At 65.7% G+C, this 17,889-nt stretch carries 16 protein-coding genes; 15 read left to right on the forward strand and 1 reads right to left on the reverse strand.

What is annotated here, in order from left to right; translation table 11 throughout:
- Positions 1 to 6 precede the first annotated feature (6 nt).
- The 5 genes from ribA to hisF all read left to right on the forward strand — a co-directional run bounded on the left by ribA (position 7) and on the right by hisF (position 3,352).
- Positions 7 to 738: a GTP cyclohydrolase II gene (ribA, locus tag AB4Y73_RS06720; protein WP_441870157.1), complete on the forward strand. Its 732-nt coding sequence runs from the start codon at positions 7 to 9 to the stop codon at positions 736 to 738.
- A 17-nt stretch (positions 739 to 755) separates the two neighbouring features.
- The gene (gene ribH / locus AB4Y73_RS06725) at positions 756 to 1,241 is read left to right on the forward strand and encodes a 6,7-dimethyl-8-ribityllumazine synthase (protein WP_441870159.1); all 486 of its coding nucleotides are present in this window, start codon (positions 756 to 758) and stop codon (positions 1,239 to 1,241) included.
- 107 nt (positions 1,242 to 1,348) lie between these two features.
- Positions 1,349 to 1,612: a phosphoribosyl-ATP diphosphatase gene (locus tag AB4Y73_RS06730; protein ID WP_056345618.1), complete on the forward strand. Its 264-nt coding sequence runs from the start codon at positions 1,349 to 1,351 to the stop codon at positions 1,610 to 1,612.
- A gap of 90 nt (positions 1,613 to 1,702) precedes the next feature.
- Entirely contained in the window at positions 1,703 to 2,563 is an 861-nt protein-coding gene (gene hisG, locus AB4Y73_RS06735) for an ATP phosphoribosyltransferase (RefSeq protein ID WP_441870162.1), read from the forward strand.
- A gap of 12 nt (positions 2,564 to 2,575) precedes the next feature.
- A complete protein-coding gene (gene hisF, locus AB4Y73_RS06740; RefSeq protein ID WP_441870164.1) occupies positions 2,576 to 3,352 on the forward strand; it encodes an imidazole glycerol phosphate synthase subunit HisF in 777 nt (258 codons plus the stop codon).
- A 97-nt stretch (positions 3,353 to 3,449) separates the two neighbouring features.
- On the opposite strand, the gene AB4Y73_RS06745 is transcribed toward hisF, so the two are convergent.
- Positions 3,450 to 4,094, reverse strand: a complete 645-nt coding sequence (locus AB4Y73_RS06745) for a TIGR03085 family metal-binding protein (RefSeq protein WP_441870166.1) — start codon at positions 4,092 to 4,094, stop codon at positions 3,450 to 3,452.
- Positions 4,095 to 4,231: 137 nt separating this feature from the next.
- Here AB4Y73_RS06745 and hisI point away from each other — a divergent pair, with 137 nt between their 5' ends.
- The 10 genes from hisI to AB4Y73_RS06795 all read left to right on the forward strand — a co-directional run bounded on the left by hisI (position 4,232) and on the right by AB4Y73_RS06795 (position 17,867).
- Complete coding sequence (hisI, locus tag AB4Y73_RS06750; protein ID WP_441870168.1) at positions 4,232 to 4,639, forward strand: phosphoribosyl-AMP cyclohydrolase; 408 nt, start codon at positions 4,232 to 4,234, stop codon at positions 4,637 to 4,639.
- A gap of 103 nt (positions 4,640 to 4,742) precedes the next feature.
- A complete protein-coding gene (locus tag AB4Y73_RS06755; protein WP_441870170.1) occupies positions 4,743 to 6,311 on the forward strand; it encodes an anthranilate synthase component I in 1,569 nt (522 codons plus the stop codon).
- Positions 6,308 to 6,910: a Trp biosynthesis-associated membrane protein gene (locus tag AB4Y73_RS06760; protein ID WP_441870172.1), complete on the forward strand. Its 603-nt coding sequence runs from the start codon at positions 6,308 to 6,310 to the stop codon at positions 6,908 to 6,910. Before AB4Y73_RS06755 ends, AB4Y73_RS06760 begins: the two co-directional genes overlap by 4 nt.
- A gap of 116 nt (positions 6,911 to 7,026) precedes the next feature.
- Positions 7,027 to 7,314 carry an HGxxPAAW family protein gene (locus AB4Y73_RS06765; protein WP_441870174.1) on the forward strand — a complete coding sequence of 96 codons (288 nt, stop codon included), beginning with the start codon at positions 7,027 to 7,029 and terminating at the stop codon, positions 7,312 to 7,314.
- Positions 7,314 to 8,135 (forward strand): indole-3-glycerol phosphate synthase TrpC, encoded by an 822-nt coding sequence (trpC, locus tag AB4Y73_RS06770; protein WP_441870176.1) that lies wholly within the window; start codon positions 7,314 to 7,316, stop codon positions 8,133 to 8,135. Before AB4Y73_RS06765 ends, trpC begins: the two co-directional genes overlap by 1 nt.
- 70 nt (positions 8,136 to 8,205) lie before the next feature.
- Positions 8,206 to 9,531, forward strand: a complete 1,326-nt coding sequence (trpB, locus tag AB4Y73_RS06775; protein WP_441870178.1) for a tryptophan synthase subunit beta — start codon at positions 8,206 to 8,208, stop codon at positions 9,529 to 9,531.
- Positions 9,528 to 10,337, forward strand: a complete 810-nt coding sequence (gene trpA, locus AB4Y73_RS06780) for a tryptophan synthase subunit alpha (RefSeq protein WP_441870180.1) — start codon at positions 9,528 to 9,530, stop codon at positions 10,335 to 10,337. Before trpB ends, trpA begins: the two co-directional genes overlap by 4 nt.
- Positions 10,338 to 10,342: 5 nt before the next feature.
- The gene (lgt, locus tag AB4Y73_RS06785) at positions 10,343 to 11,542 is read left to right on the forward strand and encodes a prolipoprotein diacylglyceryl transferase (protein ID WP_441870182.1); all 1,200 of its coding nucleotides are present in this window, start codon (positions 10,343 to 10,345) and stop codon (positions 11,540 to 11,542) included.
- 264 nt (positions 11,543 to 11,806) lie between these two features.
- Positions 11,807 to 16,417 carry a glutamate synthase large subunit gene (gene gltB, locus AB4Y73_RS06790; protein ID WP_441870184.1) on the forward strand — a complete coding sequence of 1,537 codons (4,611 nt, stop codon included), beginning with the start codon at positions 11,807 to 11,809 and terminating at the stop codon, positions 16,415 to 16,417.
- A complete protein-coding gene (locus AB4Y73_RS06795; protein WP_441870186.1) occupies positions 16,410 to 17,867 on the forward strand; it encodes a glutamate synthase subunit beta in 1,458 nt (485 codons plus the stop codon). Before gltB ends, AB4Y73_RS06795 begins: the two co-directional genes overlap by 8 nt.
- The last annotated feature ends 22 nt before the right edge of the window (positions 17,868 to 17,889 follow it).

Consider the following 17,889-nt stretch of genomic DNA (forward strand, 5'->3'; position numbering starts at 1 on the left):
GTAACGATGACGGTTCCCGGACTTTCGGACGATAGCCACCAGAACGGCCACCACCGCGGGGCAGCCAGCAACGGCCATGCCCATCACCCGGTCAGCGCCGGCCCAATCGTGCAGCTGCCCACCGCCTATGGCGACTTCATTACGCAGGCCTGGACCGACCTGGTCACGGGTGCCGAGCACCTCGCGGTGAGCTCACCCAATCCTCCCAAGGACGGTGTCGCGCCCCTGGTCAGGCTCCATTCCGAGTGCCTGACCGGCGACGTCTTCGGTTCCTACCGTTGTGACTGCGGCGAACAGCTGGCCTATGCCTTGGAACTCATCAACGAGTTCGGCGGCACACTGCTGTACCTCCGCGGACAGGAAGGCCGGGGGATCGGCCTGGCCAACAAGATCAAGGCCTATGCCCTCCAGGAGGCCGGCTTTGACACGGTGGAGGCCAACGAGCAGCTCGGGCTGCCCGTGGACGCCCGGTGCTACAAGGCTGCCGCCCAGATTCTGGCCGAGATGGGCCTGCACGAGGTCCGGCTCCTGAGTAACAACCCCGACAAACAAAACCGGCTCGCCAAGGCCGGCGTGAAGGTGGTGGAGATGGTTCCCACCGAGGTTCCGTCCCGCGACCAGAACATCCGCTACCTGCAGACCAAAAAGGACCGCATGGAGCACCGGCTGACGCTGGACACCCACGTTGCATCGGTGCCTGCCGCCGCTGCTGACACTTTCGCCCACGAACAAGACTGAACGGACCAGACACACGCATGAGCGGACACGGCGCACCAGATATCGACCTCACCACCCTGAACCCGGCGGAAACGTCACAGCTGCGGCTGGCCATTGTGGCAGCCAGCTGGCACACCCAGATCATGGACGGACTCCTGGACGGTGCACTGCGCGCGGCCAAGGAAGCAGGCATCAGCGAACCCACCGTCCTGCGGGTTCCGGGCGCCTTCGAGCTTCCGGTCGCTGCCGCGCGGCTGGCGCCGCACTTTGACGCAGTGGTGGCGCTCGGCGTCGTGATCCGCGGCGGCACGCCGCACTTCGAGTACGTCTGCCAGGCCGCGACGTCGGGACTTACCGAGGTGAGCGTCTCCACCGGAGTGCCGGTCGGGTTCGGCGTGCTCACCTGCGATACGGAGCAGCAGGGCCTGGACCGCGCGGGACTCCCCGGCTCCAGCGAGGATAAGGGGCACGAAGCAGTGACGGCGGCCCTGGCCACGGCCGTCCTCCTCAAGCCGTACAAGTAACAGTTCGACACGTCGCAATTGGCGGGCCTGTGTGTTCTCTCACATCGCGCCCGTCATGCGACGGCCCGACAGGCGCCGTCAGGCCCTCAGCAAGTAGGCTGTAGGGCGTGAAGAATTTCGAGACGCTGTTCGCTGAACTGAGTGAGAAGGCAGCCACCCGTCCGGCAGGCTCCCGCACCGTCGCTGAATTGGAGTCCGGAGTCCACGGCATCGGCAAGAAAGTCGTGGAGGAAGCAGCCGAAGTCTGGATGGCCGCTGAGTACGAATCCGATGAGGCTACGGCCGAGGAAATTTCCCAGCTGCTGTACCACCTGCAGGTTCTGATGCTTGCTAAGGGCCTGACCCTGGAAGACGTCTACAAGCATCTGTAGCCACTGCGCACCGTGCGGACTTCCTGGTCCGCCGTTGCCCCGAGTGGCCCGTTTGCCTGATCAATAGACCTTCCAACAAGAAAGACCCCCATGCTGCGAGTAGCCGTCCCCAACAAGGGTTCCCTGTCTGAAGCCGCCTCGGCCATGCTGTCCGAAGCCGGCTATCGCCAGCGCCGCGACACCCGCGAGCTGGTCATGATGGACCCGGACAACGACATTGAATTCTTCTTCCTCCGCCCGCGGGACATCGCCGTCTACGTCGGCCGGGGAACGCTCGACGTCGGCATCACCGGCCGCGACTTGCTGCTGGACGCGGAGGTGGAGGCCGAGGAGTTGCTGCCCCTGGGCTTCGCTGCCTCCACGTTCCGCTTCGCCGGGCCGGTGGGCGACTTCAGCAAGGTTGAGGAACTTGAAGGCAAGCGCCTCGCCACGAGCTACGACGGCCTGCTTCGCGGTTACCTTGCGGAGCGTGGCGTCAACGCCAAAGTCGTCAGGCTCGACGGCGCCGTTGAATCCTCGGTGCGCCTGGGCGTCGCGGACGCGATTGCCGACGTCGTCGAAACCGGAAACACCCTCAAGGCCGCCGGCATGGAAATCTTCGGCGATCCGATCCTGAAGTCGGAGGCTGTCCTGATCCGCCGCACCGGCAACGGCGGCGCCGCGAACGGCACCGCCAAGGAGATCGACGTACTCATCCGCCGCCTGCAGGGTGTGCTTGTGGCGCGGCAGTACGTCCTCATGGACTACGACATCCGCAAGGAACTCGTGGAACAGGCTGCGGCCCTGACGCCCGGCCTCGAGTCGCCCACCGTCTCACCGCTGCGTGACTCCGAGTGGGTGGCCGTGCGGTCCATGGTCCCGAAGAAGGAAACCAACCGGATCATGGATGAGCTCTACGACCTCGGCGCCCGCGCCATCCTGGTCAGCAGCATCCACGCCTGCCGCATCTGACGAGGAGTACCCATGGCTGTAGCTGTACGAGTTATCCCGTGCCTCGACGTCGACGCCGGACGCGTCGTGAAGGGCATCAACTTCGAGGGGCTCCGTGACGCAGGCGACCCTGTGGAGCTGGCCCACCGCTACGACAATGCGGGCGCTGATGAGCTCACGTTCCTGGACGTCACCGCATCATCCGGTAACCGCGAAACCACGTTCGACGTGGTCCGCCGCACCGCCGAGGAAGTCTTCATCCCGCTGACCGTCGGGGGTGGCGTCCGCGGCGTGGCCGAGGTGGACAAGCTCCTTCGCTACGGCGCGGACAAAGCCTCCATCAACACCGCCGCCGTTGCCCGGCCGGATGTCATCAACGAAATCAGCCGGCACTTCGGGTCGCAGGTTCTCGTCCTGTCCGTCGACGCCCGCCGGACGCGCCCCGGATCCGAGCCGACGCCGTCGGGCTTTGAAGTAACCACCCATGGGGGACGCACCGGCACCGGCATCGACGCCGTGGCGTGGGCCAGGGAAGCCGCCGACCGCGGCATCGGTGAAATCCTGCTCAACTCCATCGACGCAGACGGCACCAAGGACGGCTTCGACCTCGAACTCATCCGGCTGGTGCGGGCCGCTGTGAAAGTTCCGATCATCGCCTCAGGCGGCGCCGGTGAACCGGCCCACTTCCCGCCGGCCGTGGCCGCGGGTGCCGACGCCGTCCTGGCTGCCTCGATCTTCCACTGGGGCCCGGACAACATGATGGCCCAGGTCAAGCAGGCCATCCGCGAAGCAGGCTTCGAAGTCCGCTAACGCCCGACCGCCGGGCAACGCGGGGTCACTTTTCGCCCAAAAAACGAAGGTTTTCGGGCGAAAAGTGACCCCGCGTTGGTGTATTAAGGGTTGGAAGCTACAGGCCGACTTCGGCTGACTGGAGGAGCGCGACGGCGTCCGGCTGGCCTTCGAACGTGACGAGGGCGTGGCGTGTACGGCCGTGGGCATGCATCAGCAGTTCACCGGGCTCGCCGACGATCGCCACTGAAACAGGTGCGCGCTTGGCTACGTGCCGGGGCCCGGAGGGACGAACCAACACAATGCCCAGGTCCACGCCGCGGTAAAGGATAGCGGCCCGCTTGATGAGCTCGGCCCAGAGGGCGTCTGAATACGCCTCGTCCAAGGCCCGCGGAGCCCAGCGGTCAACGGCCCGGCGCACGTCCTCCGTGTGGACGAAGTATTCGATCAGGTTGGAGCTCTCGTCCAGTGCCTTGATCTTCATGGGTGACAGGGCAGGCGGTCCGCCGCGGAACGTATTGACCAGGCCCGCGTAGTCGTCCGAGGTCTTCAGCTTCGCGGCGAGCTTGGCGGTGGCCTTGTCCGAGGCCTTGGACAGGCTCTTGATGATCAGGCCCAGGCCCACGGCCGCTTTGCGTTCCCGCAGGTAGAGGTGCGCGGCAAGGTCCCTGGTGCTCCAGCCTCGGCAGAGGGTGGGGGCATCAGGACCGGCCGCCAGGAGGGTTTCGGCCAGGACTTCGCGGGACGGATCAACGTAATGCATCACTTGTGAAACTAGCACGAGAGCGGGGGAGTTGGGCAGCAGAACCGCCACGGGGCACGTGCCGTTGGTAACACGCAGTTTCGTATGCCGGGTGGCGCATATTAGGTGGCCGTAGATCAGGCACTAGACTTGGCTTGATGTCTGAGCAGCCCGCCCCCGCCCCCGTATCTGTCTTGGCCCCCGCCACCAGCCCGCTTCCGCCGGGCGTGGCCGCGGTGCTCAAGCGCGACAGTTCTGGCCTCGTCGCTGCGGTGGTCCAGCAATTCGACACGAACGAGGTGCTGATGCTGGGGTGGATGGATGATGAGGCGCTGCACCGCACCATGACCAGCGGCCGGGTCACGTTCTACTCCCGCTCCCGCCAGGAGTATTGGCGCAAGGGGGACACCTCGGGCCACGTCCAGTGGGTCAAATCAGTGGCCGTGGACTGCGACGGCGATGCCCTGCTGGTCAGGGTCGACCAGGTTGGCGCGGCCTGCCATACGGGCACCCGCACCTGCTTCGACGGGCGTGCACTTGAAGTCCAAGCAGGCCCGGCCCTCTGACCTACTCCCTGGGGCGGAATTCGCCACAGGCTACATACTTTTGCCAGCATAAAGACTGCCGCCGCCCGCGGCGGCACACAAGAACAGGCGGAGAAGCATAGCCATGCAGGACCTTGGAATCATCAGCCCGGGCCTCGAGGAGTTCCGCGAACTCGCCGGCACCAGCCGGGTCATCCCCGTCACACTCAAGGTGCTGGCGGATGCCGAGACGCCCATCGGCCTGTACCGGAAGCTGGCCAACGGCCAGACGGGAACCTTTCTGATGGAGTCCGCGGCGGTGGGCGGCGCGTGGTCGCGGTATTCCTTCATCGGCGCTAAATCCCGGGCCACGCTGACCACCAAGGACGGCCAGGCCCACTGGCTGGGGCAGCCCCCGGCAGGGGTGCCCCTGGACGGCAACCCGGTGGACGCCATCCGTGACACCATCGAAGCGCTGCGGACCAGCAGGTTCGAGGGCCTGCCGCCGTTCACGTCCGGTCTTGTGGGCTTCCTCGGCTGGGAAACCGTCCGGCACTGGGAACGCCTGACCAGCCCGCCCGAAGATGATCTCCACCTTCCCGAGCTGGCACTGAACCTGGTGACGGACATGGCCGTCCATGACAACCACGACGGCAGCGTGCTGCTCATCGCCAACGCCATTAACTTCGATAACAGCTCCGAGCGCGTGGACGAGGCCTGGCACGACGCCGTTGCCCGGGTGAAAGCACTCCTCACCAAAGTCAGCACACCGGTTGCCCAGCCGGTCTCCGTCCTGGAACCCGCTGCCCTGGACTTCGCCTCCAGCGTCCAGGAGCGCTGGGCAGAACCCGCGTACCTGGCGGCGCTGGACCGGGGCAAGGAAGCCATCGTGGACGGTGAAGTCTTCCAGGTGGTGATCTCCCGCCGCTTCGAAATGGAGTGCGGAGCCTCGCCCCTGGACGTGTACCGGGTCCTGCGCAACACCAATCCCAGCCCGTATATGTACCTCTTCAGCCTCGAAGACGCCGACGGCCGGGAGTACACCATCGTCGGGTCCTCACCGGAGGCCCTGGTGACCGTGACCGGTGATGAAGTCATTACGCACCCCATCGCCGGTTCGCGGCCCCGCGGCAAGACGGTTGAAGGGGACAAGGCCTTGGCCGAGGAACTCCTGGCGGACCAGAAGGAACGCGCCGAGCACCTGATGCTGGTGGACCTGTCCCGCAACGACCTGTCCAAGGTCTGCGTCGCTGGCACCGTTGACGTCACCCAGTTCATGGAGGTGGAACGGTTCAGCCACATCATGCACCTTGTTTCCACCGTGGTGGGGACCTTGTCCCCACAGGCGAAGGCCTACGACGTCCTCAGAGCGACGTTCCCGGCAGGTACGCTCTCGGGTGCACCTAAGCCGCGTGCCCTGCGGCTGCTGGACCAGTTGGAGCCGCACCGGCGCGGGATCTATGGCGGCGTGGTGGGCTACCTGGATTTCGCCGGCGACATGGATATGGCCATCGCCATCCGCTCTGCCCTGCTCCGTGAAGGCCGCGCCTACGTCCAGGCCGGCGGCGGCATCGTGGCGGATTCGGTGAACCCCACCGAAGCGATAGAAACCGTGAACAAGGCGGCCGCCCCGCTCCGTGCGGTGCACACGGCCGGATCGCTGCGCAACATCACCGCAGAGACGCTGCCCGAGCCGGGGAAGGCACGCGAATGACCCCGGTCTGGGCCCGGAAGTCAACGTTGGTCCTGCTGATCGCTGTGCTGGCCCTGGCAGTCTTCGGCACCACCACGCAAAACTGGATCACTGTCACCCTCGATCCGAACCAGGTGGGCCAGACGGCGGGGGGCCAGAACGCCCTCACGGTCCAGGGCAGCAAGGCAGCAACGGCGGTGACGGCCCTGGCACTGGTGGCCCTGGCCGGGGGCCTGGCTGCTTCCATTGCCGGCAGGATCGCACGGTGGGTCATTACCGTCATCGTGGTCCTCGCCGCGGCTGGCATCATCGCCGCAGCCGCCACGGTGCTGGCTGACCCGCTGGCCGCCGCGCAGGGCTCCATTGCTGCCGCCACCGGCGTCTCCGGAAGCAGCGCGGGAGCTGCGGTGACCGCGTTCCCGGTGATCGCCGTCGTCGTCGGAATTCTGCTGGCGCTGGGCGCGCTGCTGATCATTCCGGCGGGCCGGTACTGGAAGTCCCGCACCAAATATGACGGGGCCGCCTACGGTGCCGCGGCGGGAAGTTCCGCCACGGCTGCAGGGCCGGTGGATGAGATCGACAGCTGGGACAGGCTCTCGCGCGGGGATGATCCCACCTGAGCCCCACCCGGCAGCCGCCGGAGTAAGTCGCCCAAACCGCTGCCCGTCCCGCCGATGGGCAGGTTGCGGCCAAAAAATGGCAGAATGTAAGCAGTATTGATCCTGAGGAGATTCACATGAGCAAAGCACCCGCGTCCGCGTCCAAATCCGCCCAGGCACCTGCCGTACACCACGGCGTTGACCACAGCCAGGAACTTGGCCACGGCAACAGCCCCGCCGCGTGGACCTGCGTGATTGTCATGCTGGTGGGCGCCCTCATTGCCGCGATCGCCTTTGTCATCGCCAACACTCCCATCTTCATCGCCGGCGCATGCGTTATGGTCCTCGGCCTGATCCTGGGCTTCGTCATGCGCAAGGCAGGCTACGGCGTCGAAGGCAGCAAGCTGAAGAACACCGGCCACTGATGGCCACCGTTCTCGATGACATCAATGCCGGTGTCAGGGAGGATATGGAGGCCAGGAAGGGCCTGGTTTCCCTTGCGGAACTGAAGGATCTGGCCGTCGCAGCCGCACCGGCGCGTGATGCGTGGGCAGCACTGGGCGGCCCTGCCGCACCGCGCGACGAACTCAAGGTGATCGCCGAAATTAAGCGACGCAGCCCCTCGAAGGGAGACCTTGCCACCATCGTGGATCCGGCCTCGCTCGCCGTCCAGTACGCCGACGGCGGTGCCGCCGTGATCAGTGTCCTCACCGAACAACGCCGGTTCAACGGCTCCCTCGCTGACTTGGACGCCGTCCGCGCCAGCGTGGATATTCCCTTGCTCCGCAAGGACTTCACGCTCGACGAGTACCAGATCTGGGAAGCCCGTGCCCACGGCGCCGACCTGATCCTGCTCATCGTGGCGGCGCTCTCCGACACACAGTTGCAGGAGTTCAGCGCCCTCAGCCGCGAACTGGGCATGAACGTGCTGGTGGAGACGCACACCGAAGCCGAAATCGAACGTGCTGTCGCCGCGCAGGCGCGCATCATTGGCGTCAACGTCCGCAACCTCAAAACGCTCGACGTCGACCGTTCCGTTTTCGCGTCCCTCGCCGGCCTGATCCCCAGCGAAGCGCTGGTCATCGCCGAATCGGGCGTGCGCGGTGTGGAGGACGTGTCGCATTACGCGGCGAGCGGCGCAAACGCGATTCTGGTGGGCGAAGCCCTGGTGAGCGATTCGACTCCGCGGGAGCGGATCGCCGAGTTCACTGCAGCCGGCGCTGCCGCCATCGCCGCGCGGGCGTAGGCCCGCAACCGCCGGCCTGGTGCCGGCGGCACAACACTTCTGAACGATCAACTGGAACAGGACGGGACTGATGGTTGAAGCCTCAGAGAACGCTGACAACACCACCGCGGAGGCATTCCTGCAGGGCGGCTCACTGAAGCATGCCCCGGGACCCTACTTTGGCGGTTATGGCGGACGCTGGATGCCCGAATCGCTCATCGCCGCCCTGGACGAGCTTGAGGACACCTTCGAGAAGGCCAAGGCCGATCCGGACTTTGTTGCCCAGATCGCTGACCTGAACAAAAACTACTCAGGCCGGCCGTCCCTGCTCACCGAGGCGAAGCGGTTTGCCGAGCACGCGGGGGGAGTCCGGGTCTTCCTCAAGCGCGAGGACCTCAACCACACCGGATCGCACAAGATCAACAACGTCCTGGGGCAGGCATTGCTTGCCAAGCGCATGGGCAAGACCCGCATCATTGCCGAGACGGGTGCGGGACAGCACGGCGTCGCCAGCGCCACCGCAGCAGCCCTCCTGGGCCTTGAGTGCGTGGTGTACATGGGTGCTGAGGACTGCCGCCGCCAGGCGCTGAACGTGGCCCGGATGGAACTCCTCGGGGCCACTGTGGTTCCGGTGACCAGTGGCTCGCAGACGCTCAAAGACGCCATCAACGAGGCGCTGCGTGACTGGGTGGCCAACGTCGGCCACACCCACTACCTGCTCGGCACCGCTGCCGGGGCGCACCCGTTCCCTGCCATGGTCCGCTACTTCCACGAGGTCATCGGCGAGGAAGCCCGCGCCCAAATCCTGGAGCAGACCGGCAAGCTGCCCGATGCCGTCGTCGCCTGTATCGGCGGCGGCTCCAATGCGATCGGCATCTTCCACGGCTTCCTGGACGACCCCTCCGTCAGGATCTATGGCTTCGAGGCCGGTGGCGACGGCGTCGAGACCGGACGGCACGCGGCCACCATCACGCTCGGCAAGCCGGGGGTCCTTCACGGCGCGCGCTCCTACCTCATGCAGGACGACGACGGGCAGACCATCGAGTCCCACTCCATCTCCGCAGGCCTGGACTACCCGGGCGTCGGGCCCGAACACGCTTATCTGGCGGACATCGGACGGGTCAGCTACGAGCCCATCACGGACAGCGAAGCCATGGAGTCCTTCCGCCTGCTCTGCCGCACGGAGGGCATCATTCCCGCCATCGAATCTGCCCACGCCCTTGCAGGCGCCATCAAGGTGGGCCAGCGGCTCGCGGCCGAGGCTGACGCATCCGGCGGCAAGGCCTCCGAGAAGATCATCATCGTCAACCTGTCGGGCCGCGGCGACAAGGACGTGGCCCAGGCCGCGGAATGGTTCGATCTGCTGGACAAAAATTCACCGGAAGCCGAAATCGGCAAAGAGGGGGAGCAGCTGTGAGCACGGCCCAACTGACCAGCAAGTCCGCAGCCGCGATTGACAAGGCACGCGCGGAAGGCCGCGCGGCCCTGATCGGCTACCTCCCCGCTGGCTATCCGGACGTCGAGCAGACCATCGCCGCGGGTATCGCCTTGGCGGAAAACGGCGCCGACCTGATCGAAATCGGCATTCCATATTCGGATCCGGTCATGGACGGTCCGGTCATCCAAGCCGCCACTACCGAAGCGCTGGCAAAGGGCTTCCACGTCCGTCAGGTTTTTGACGTCGTGGCCGGCATCACCAGCAAGACCGACGCCGCAGTCCTGGTCATGACGTACTGGAATCCCGTGGTCCGGATGGGCGTGGATGAGTTCTCCCGCAGGCTGGCCGAGGCAGGGGGAGCAGGGCTGATCACGCCGGACCTCATCCCGGACGAAGCATCAGAATGGTTCGAGGCCTCGGACAAGTACGCGCTGGACCGGGTGTTCCTCGTGGCACCGTCCTCCACACCCGAGCGGATGAAGCGGACGGTGGATGCCAGCCGCGGCTTTGTCTACGCAGTCTCCATCATGGGTGTCACCGGCGCGCGGACTTCGGTCAGCAGTGCTGCCAAGGACGTTGTTACTGCGGCACACCAGGCTGGAGCCGAACGTGTTTGCGTTGGACTCGGAGTTTCCACTGCAGCGCAGGTACGTGAAATCGCTGCCTACGCTGAGGGCGTCATCGTGGGCACCGCGCTGGTTGCCGCAATCCGCGACGGCGGGGTTGCCGCCGTCGCAGACCTGACCCGGGATCTCAGCGCGGGACTTGCCAGGGAAGTGGCTTAGCCCTTATGCAGACGCTCCTTCACGCCGCCGCTTTGGTGCCGGCCAGCATCCCCAGCCCGGACTGGTCCGGTTTCGACATCCCGCTGCCGTGGGGGACCCTCCGTATCCACGCCTACGCGCTGTGCATCCTGGCAGGCATCATCGTGGGCCTGTGGCTGACCTCCGTCAGGTGGGCCCGGCGTGGTGCGCCTGAGGGCAGTGTCTGGGACATCGTCATCTGGGCGATCCCGTTCGGCATCATCGGCGGACGGCTCTACCACGTGGTCTCATCACCGGACCAGTACTTCGGTCCCGGCTTCGACGGTACCGGGGACCTTTGGCTGATCCCGCAGATCCAGCGCGGCGGCCTGGGTATCTGGGGTGCCGTTGTCCTGGGCGTCCTGGGGGCCTGGATCGGCTGCCGACGGGCCGGTGTGAAGCTCACGGCCTTCCTTGACGCAGCGGCACCGGGCCTGCTGTTGGCCCAGGCCCTCGGCAGATGGGGCAACTACTTCAACCAGGAGCTCTTCGGCGGCCCCACGACGCTGCCCTGGGGGCTGCAGATAGATGCGGACAACCCCAACTTTCCCGCCGGCACGCCAGCGGACACGCTCTTCCACCCCACGTTCCTGTATGAGTCGCTCTGGAACATCGCGGGCGTGGTGATCCTTCTCGCCCTGGACCGGCGGTTCAACTTCCGCCGCGCCCGGCTCTTCTGGCTCTACGCGATGTACTACACCCTGGGACGGGTCTGGATCGAAGCGATGCGCATCGACGAGGCCGAGCAGATCAACCTCTTCGGCATCACCACCAGGCTCAACGTCTGGACCAGCATTTTCGTCTTTGTCGCGGCACTCATCGTGTTCGTCCTGCTGGGACGGAAAGGCCGGCCCGAGTCGGATACCCCCTACTTGGCGGGCCGGGGTCCGGCTGCCGAGGGTGAGGGCAAGTTCGCCGGCAACGGCGACAACGAAGATCATGGGGGAGACGGTGCCCGTGTGGCACCTGTGGTTCCGGCAGTCCGCGATGCGGATACATCTGTCTCAGATAGTGAATCGCGTGATAATCTGCCTCGTATCCAAAATGGATCCGGAAATTCTTCCACCCCAACGGAAGAGGACCTGGCATCCAGGGACGGCAACAAGGCTGTCCCTGTGACGTCGGAGACCGGAAATTCCGGGCACAAGGTCACGGAATCCGCGCCGGAGGCTGGCACAAACAAGTAGGCCACCGGCACGGCAGGGCAGCAGAGCTACCGCTCGGAGCGCCCACAACCACAACGTCGTGGCAAACAGGGCCCGCCCGGACAGCAGATAGCAGCTGCCCGGTCAAGCCCGGGTCAGGGGCCTGCGTAACTGTTCGTTCAGCAGGCCTGTCTGGCCTACAATTTCCAGTAAATAAACACTTTGTTGTGCCCATCACACCGGCGCTCAGAAGTGGGGCCAACGGTGTCCCTTCCATACGTACGATCTCGAGGAAGGACGTCTTCAATGACCCATCTTCATAGCCCACGTTGGTCCGAAAAAATAGGATCCGACGGCCCCGTCTCTCCGTTCAAGCGCTTTGCCGCGCTGCCGGAGGCCCGGGGTCTATACAACCCGGAAAACGAAAAAGACGCATGTGGCCTCGCGATCATCGCCACGCTCCGCGGTGAGCCCGGCTACGACATTGTCGACGCCGCCCTGACCGCCCTGCGCAACCTCGAGCACCGTGGTGCCGTGGGCGCAGACGAAGGAACCGGTGACGGTGCCGGCCTCCTGATGCAGATCCCCGACGAATTCTTCCGGGCGGTCACCGAATTCGAACTTCCCGCGCCGGGGCAGTACGTGGCGGGCACCGCCTTCCTGCCGTCCGAGCAGCGCGAGGCCGATGCCGCCAAGGCCGGCATCGAAGGCCTCGCCGCCGACGAAGGCCTCACCGTCCTCGGCTGGCGTGAAGTGCCCATCGTGGCCGACCTGGTCGGCGCCATGGCCCGCGCCTGCATGCCGTACTTCTCACAGCCCTTCCTTGCCTCGGCAACCGGCGAGCAGCTGGACCGCAATACCCTGGACGCCAAGGCCTGGCGGATCCGCAAGCGTGCCCAGAACAAGTTCGGTGTCTACTTCCCGTCCCTGTCCTCCCGCACCATCGTCTACAAGGGCATGCTGACCACTGCCCAGCTGGAGCCGTTCTACCCGGACCTCTCCGACAAGCGCTTCAAGACCAAGCTGGCCATTGTCCACTCGCGCTTCTCCACGAACACGTTCCCGTCCTGGCCGCTGGCCCAGCCGTTCCGCACCATCGCCCACAACGGTGAAATCAACACCGTCAAGGGCAACCGGAACTGGATGCGCGCCCGCCAGTCCCAGCTGGCCAATCCGCTGCTGGGGGATTCCCCCGAAGAGCTGTACCCCATCTGCACGCCCGGTGCGTCCGACTCCGCATCCTTCGACGAGGTAGCCGAGCTGCTCTGGCTCTCCGGCCGGCCCATCACACACTCCATCATGATGATGATCCCGGAGGCCTGGGAGAACCACGCCACCATGGATCCCGCACGGCGCGCGTTTTACGAATACCACTCGCTGCTCATGGAGCCGTGGGACGGCCCCGCCGCCGTGTCCTTCACCGACGGCAACCTGGTGGGTGCCACCCTGGACCGCAACGGCCTGCGCCCGGGACGCTACTGGATCACCGAGGACGGCCTGATCGTCTTTGCCTCCGAAGTGGGCGTGATCGACGTCGAACCCTCCAAGGTGGTCAAGAAGGGCCGCGTTTCCCCGGGCAAGATGTTCCTGGTGGACACTGACGCCGGGCGCATCATTGACGACGAAGAGGTCAAGGCCGAAGTGGCCGCGGCGAACCCCTGGGCCGCCTGGCTCAAGGACAACCTGATCGACCTCAAGGACCTCCCCGAGCGCGAGCACGTGGTCCACACTGCTGCGTCGGTGAACATCCGCCAGCGGACCTTCGGCTACACCACCGAAGAGCTTAAGATCCTGCTGGGTCCGATGGCCCGCACCGGGGCCGAACCGCTCGGTGCCATGGGCTCGGATACTCCGGTGGCTGTGCTGTCCAAGCGCCCCCGGCTGCTGTTCGACTACTTTGTGCAGTCCTTCGCCCAGGTCACCAACCCGCCGCTGGACGCCATCCGCGAAGAGCTGGTGACGTCGCTGACCTGCGCCATCGGCCCCAACGGCAACCTGCTGGACACCAAGCAGGTCCGGCAGCCGCAGGTTTCCCTGCCGTTCCCGGTGATCAACAACGACCAGCTCGCCAAGATCGCCAACATCGAAACGCCCGACGGCGATCGTATCGCCATGAAGGTCCGGGGCCTTTACCGCCCCGAAGGCGGCGAATCAGCCCTGCGTGCCCGGCTCACGGAAATCTGCGAGCAGGTTTCGGGTGCCATCAACCGCGGCGTGCAGTACGTGGTGCTCTCTGACCGCGACTCGAACGCCCAGTGGGCGCCGATTCCGTCCTTGCTGCTGGTCAGCGCCGTGCACCACCACCTGCTGCGCAGCGCCAACCGCACCAAGACCGCCCTCGTGGTGGAGGCTGGCGACGTCCGCGAGACTCACCACGTTGCGGTCCTGATCGGCTACGGCGCCTCCGCGGTCAACCCGTACCTCGCCATGGAATCCGTGGAGCAGCTCATCAGCAGCGGCGACGTTGTGGGGGTAACCCCGCAGGACGGCGTCTACAACCTGATCAAGGGCCTCGGCAAGGGCGTCCTGAAGATCATGTCCAAGATGGGCATCTCCACCGTTGCGTCCTACACCGGCGCGCAGACCTTCGAAGCGCTGGGCCTCGGCCAGGAACTGGTGGACGAATTCTTCGCCGGCACCCACTCGCAGCTGGGCGGCATCGGACTCGATGTGATCGCGGCCGAAGTGTCCGCACGCCACCAGATGGCCTACCCGGAGGGCGGCATCGAGCAGCCGCACCGCCCGTTGCTTGGCGGCGGGGAGTACCAGTGGCGCCGCGACGGCGAACCGCACCTCTTCAACCCCGAGACAGTTTTCCGGCTGCAGCACGCCACGCGTGAGCGCCGGTACGACATCTTCAAGGCCTACACCAAGGGTGTTGACGACCAGTCCGAGAACCTGATGACCCTGCGTGGTCTGCTCAAGTTCAAGAACGAGCGTCCCGCGGTTCCCCTGGAAGAAGTGGAGCCGGTCTCCAGCATCGTCAAGCGCTTCTCCACCGGTGCCATGAGCTACGGGTCCATCTCGAAGGAAGCCCACGAGACCCTCGCGATCGCCATGAACCAGCTGGGCGGCAAGTCCAACACCGGTGAGGGCGGCGAGGACGTTGACAGGCTGTTGGATCCGAAGCGCCGGTCCGCGGTCAAACAGATCGCTTCGGGCCGATTCGGCGTGACCAGTTTGTACCTGACCAACGCCGATGACATTCAGATCAAGATGGCGCAGGGTGCCAAGCCCGGTGAAGGCGGCCAGCTGATGGCGCAGAAGGTCTACCCGTGGGTGGCCCGCACACGTCACTCAACGCCCGGCGTCGGACTCATCTCTCCGCCCCCGCACCACGACATCTACTCCATCGAGGACCTCGCGCAGCTCATCTACGATGCGAAGCGTGCCAATCCCTCGGCCCGCGTCCACGTCAAGCTCGTCTCCGAAGTGGGGATCGGCACTGTGGCATCGGGCGTCACCAAGGCGAAGGCCGACGTCGTACTTGTCTCCGGACACGACGGCGGCACCGGCGCCTCCCCGCTGAACTCGCTCAAGCACGCGGGTGTGCCGTGGGAGCTGGGGCTCGCGGAGACCCAGCAGACGCTGATGCTCAACGGCCTGCGCGACCGCGTGGTGGTGCAGGTGGACGGCCAGCTCAAGACCGGCCGCGATGTCGTTATTGCCGCGCTGCTCGGTGGTGAGGAATTCGGCTTCGCCACCGCTCCGCTCGTGGTGGAAGGCTGCATCATGATGCGCGTCTGCCACCTGGACACCTGCCCGGTGGGTGTGGCAACGCAAAACCCGGAACTGCGGGCCCGCTTCAGCGGCAAACCCGAGTTCGTGGTCAACTTCTTCGAGTTCCTGGCCGAGGAAGTCCGCGAGATCCTCGCGGAGCTGGGGTTCCGCAGCATCGAGGAGGCCATTGGCCACGCCGAGGTGCTGGACGCCCGCGAGGCTATCAACCACTGGAAGGCCGACGGCCTGGACCTGGACCCGATCCTGCACGGTCTCGAGTTCGACGACGACGCTCCGCTGCGCAACATGACCTCGCAGAACCACGAGCTGGACAAGCACTTTGACCAGCGGCTGATCACTATGGCCACCGAGGCGTTGACCGACCGCACCCCGGTGAGGATCGCCGTGGACGTCATCAACACGGACCGCTCCGTGGGCACGATGCTCGGCCACACGGTGACCAAGACGTTCAGCACTGATGTGCTGGCGCCGGACACCATCGACATCACCCTGACCGGTACCGCAGGACAGTCGCTGGGCGCGTTCCTGCCGGCAGGCATCACGCTGCGCCTGTTTGGCGACTCGAACGACTACGTCGGCAAGGGCCTTTCCGGCGGACGCATCATTGTCCGCCCGGACCGCACCAACGTGTTCAAGGCCGAAGGCAACGTCATCGCCGGCAACGTGATCGGCTACGGTGCCACCAGCGGCGAGATGTTCCTGCGCGGCCAGGTGGGCGAACGCTTCCTGGTCCGCAACTCGGGCGCGACGGCCGTCGTCGAAGGCATCGGTGACCACGGCTGCGAGTACATGACCGGCGGTCAGACGCTGATCATCGGCCGGACCGGACGGAACTTCGGTGCCGGCATGTCCGGCGGTACCGCGTATGTGCTGGACCTGCGGACCACGCGGGTCAACAAAGACGCACTGGAGTCCGGTGAGCTCCAACTCCTGGAACTCGACGCCGAAGACCGGGACATTGTCCACGGCCTGCTGGTGAAGCATGTCGAGGAAACGGAATCACTGCACGCGGCCCGGCTGCTCGAGAACTTCGACGACACTGCCGCCCGCATTACCAAAGTGCTGCCGCGCGATTACGCGGCAGTCCTGCAAACCCGTCTCGACGCCATCGAAGAGGGCCTTGACCCCGACGGCGAAGAAGTATGGGCTCGAATCCTGGAGGTAACCGGTGGCTGATCCACGCGGATTTCTTAAAGTACGCCAGCGTGAAACCCAGCCACGCCGCCCTGTTCCGGTCCGCATCATGGACTGGAAGGAAGTCTATGAAGCCCAGGAAAAGGGTGTCCTGAAGGCCCAGGCCGGGCGTTGCATGGACTGCGGCGTCCCGTTCTGTCACCAGGGCTGCCCGCTGGGCAACCTGATTCCTGAGTGGAACGACCTCGCCTGGCGCGACAAGGGTGAGGAGGCCATTGAGCGGCTGCATGCCACCAACAACTTCCCGGAGTGGACTGGCCGGCTCTGCCCGGCACCCTGCGAGGCGTCCTGCGTGCTGGGGATCAACCAGCCTGCCGTCACCATCAAGCAGGTTGAAGTCTCGATCGCCGACGAAGCCTGGGACAACGGCTGGGTCACCCCGCTGCCTCCGACCCGTCTGACCGGAAAGACCGTTGCCGTCGTCGGCTCCGGCCCTGCCGGACTGGCCGTGGCGCAGCAGCTGACCCGCGTGGGCCACACCGTTGCGGTGTACGAGCGCGACGATAAGATCGGCGGGCTCCTGCGCTACGGCATCCCCGACTTCAAGATGGAGAAGGAGCAGGTAGACCGACGCGTCGAGCAGATGAAGAGCGAAGGTACCCGCTTCCGCACCGGCGTCGCCGTGGGGACCGACGTGACCTGGGAGCAGCTGCGGCGCCGGTATGACGCCGTCGTTGTTGCCACCGGCGCCACCGTCCCGCGTGACCTGCCCATTCCGGGCCGGGACCTGGACGGCGTGCACTACGCCATGGATTACCTCGTGCCTGCCAACCGCGTGGTGGCGGGGGAGGCCGTGGAGAACCAGATCCACGCCAAGGGCAAGCATGTGGTGATCCTGGGCGGCGGCGACACCGGAGCCGACTGCCTCGGCACCGCGCACCGCCATGGGGCCGCCTCGGTGACCACGCTGGCCATCGGCAAGCAGCCGCCGTCGGAGCGTGCCGGGCACCAGCCCTGGCCCACGTTCCCCGCGCTGTTCGAAATGGCCAGCGCACACGAGGAGGGCGGCGAACGCACGTACCTCGCCTCCACCGTGGAGTTCGTGGGGGAGAACGGCAAGCTCACCGGCGTAAAGGTTGCTGAAACGGAATTCGTTGACGGCAAGCGCCTGCCCAAGGCCGGTACCGAGCGGATCATTCCGGCGGACCTGGTGTTCCTGTCCCTGGGCTTCACCGGAGCCGAGCCGGCCGGCATCACAGAGCAGGTCAGTGCCGAATTCGACGGCCGCGGCAACGTGTCCCGCGACGGCTACTACATGACCAACACGGAGGGCATCTTCGTGGCAGGCGACGCCGGCCGTGGGCAGTCGCTGATTGTGTGGGCCATCGCCGAGGGCCGTGCCTGCGCTGCCGCAGTGGACAAGTTCCTCATGGGCAGCACCATTCTGCCGGCGCCGGTGGCGCCGACAGACCGCGCTATCGCAGTTCTCTGACATAGGGGTCAGTTCGCCGAGG

The sequence above is a fragment of the Pseudarthrobacter sp. TAF60_1 genome (genome assembly GCF_052113505.1).
Taxonomy (GTDB): Bacteria; Actinomycetota; Actinomycetes; order Actinomycetales; family Micrococcaceae; genus Arthrobacter.

What these genes read in the sequence shown, in the direction of transcription:
- ribA (WP_441870157.1), top strand. Translation starts at nt 7, where the DNA reads ATGACGGTTCCCGGACTTTCGGACGATAGCCACCAGAACGGCCACCAC.
- ribH (WP_441870159.1), top strand. Translation starts at nt 756, where the DNA reads ATGAGCGGACACGGCGCACCAGATATCGACCTCACCACCCTGAACCCG.
- hisG (WP_441870162.1), top strand. Translation starts at nt 1,703, where the DNA reads ATGCTGCGAGTAGCCGTCCCCAACAAGGGTTCCCTGTCTGAAGCCGCC.
- hisF (WP_441870164.1), top strand. Translation starts at nt 2,576, where the DNA reads ATGGCTGTAGCTGTACGAGTTATCCCGTGCCTCGACGTCGACGCCGGA.
- AB4Y73_RS06745 (WP_441870166.1), bottom strand. Translation starts at nt 4,094, where the DNA reads ATGCATTACGTTGATCCGTCCCGCGAAGTCCTGGCCGAAACCCTCCTG.
- hisI (WP_441870168.1), top strand. Translation starts at nt 4,232, where the DNA reads ATGTCTGAGCAGCCCGCCCCCGCCCCCGTATCTGTCTTGGCCCCCGCC.
- AB4Y73_RS06755 (WP_441870170.1), top strand. Translation starts at nt 4,743, where the DNA reads ATGCAGGACCTTGGAATCATCAGCCCGGGCCTCGAGGAGTTCCGCGAA.
- AB4Y73_RS06760 (WP_441870172.1), top strand. Translation starts at nt 6,308, where the DNA reads ATGACCCCGGTCTGGGCCCGGAAGTCAACGTTGGTCCTGCTGATCGCT.
- AB4Y73_RS06765 (WP_441870174.1), top strand. Translation starts at nt 7,027, where the DNA reads ATGAGCAAAGCACCCGCGTCCGCGTCCAAATCCGCCCAGGCACCTGCC.
- trpC (WP_441870176.1), top strand. Translation starts at nt 7,314, where the DNA reads ATGGCCACCGTTCTCGATGACATCAATGCCGGTGTCAGGGAGGATATG.
- trpB (WP_441870178.1), top strand. Translation starts at nt 8,206, where the DNA reads ATGGTTGAAGCCTCAGAGAACGCTGACAACACCACCGCGGAGGCATTC.
- lgt (WP_441870182.1), top strand. Translation starts at nt 10,343, where the DNA reads ATGCAGACGCTCCTTCACGCCGCCGCTTTGGTGCCGGCCAGCATCCCC.
- gltB (WP_441870184.1), top strand. Translation starts at nt 11,807, where the DNA reads ATGACCCATCTTCATAGCCCACGTTGGTCCGAAAAAATAGGATCCGAC.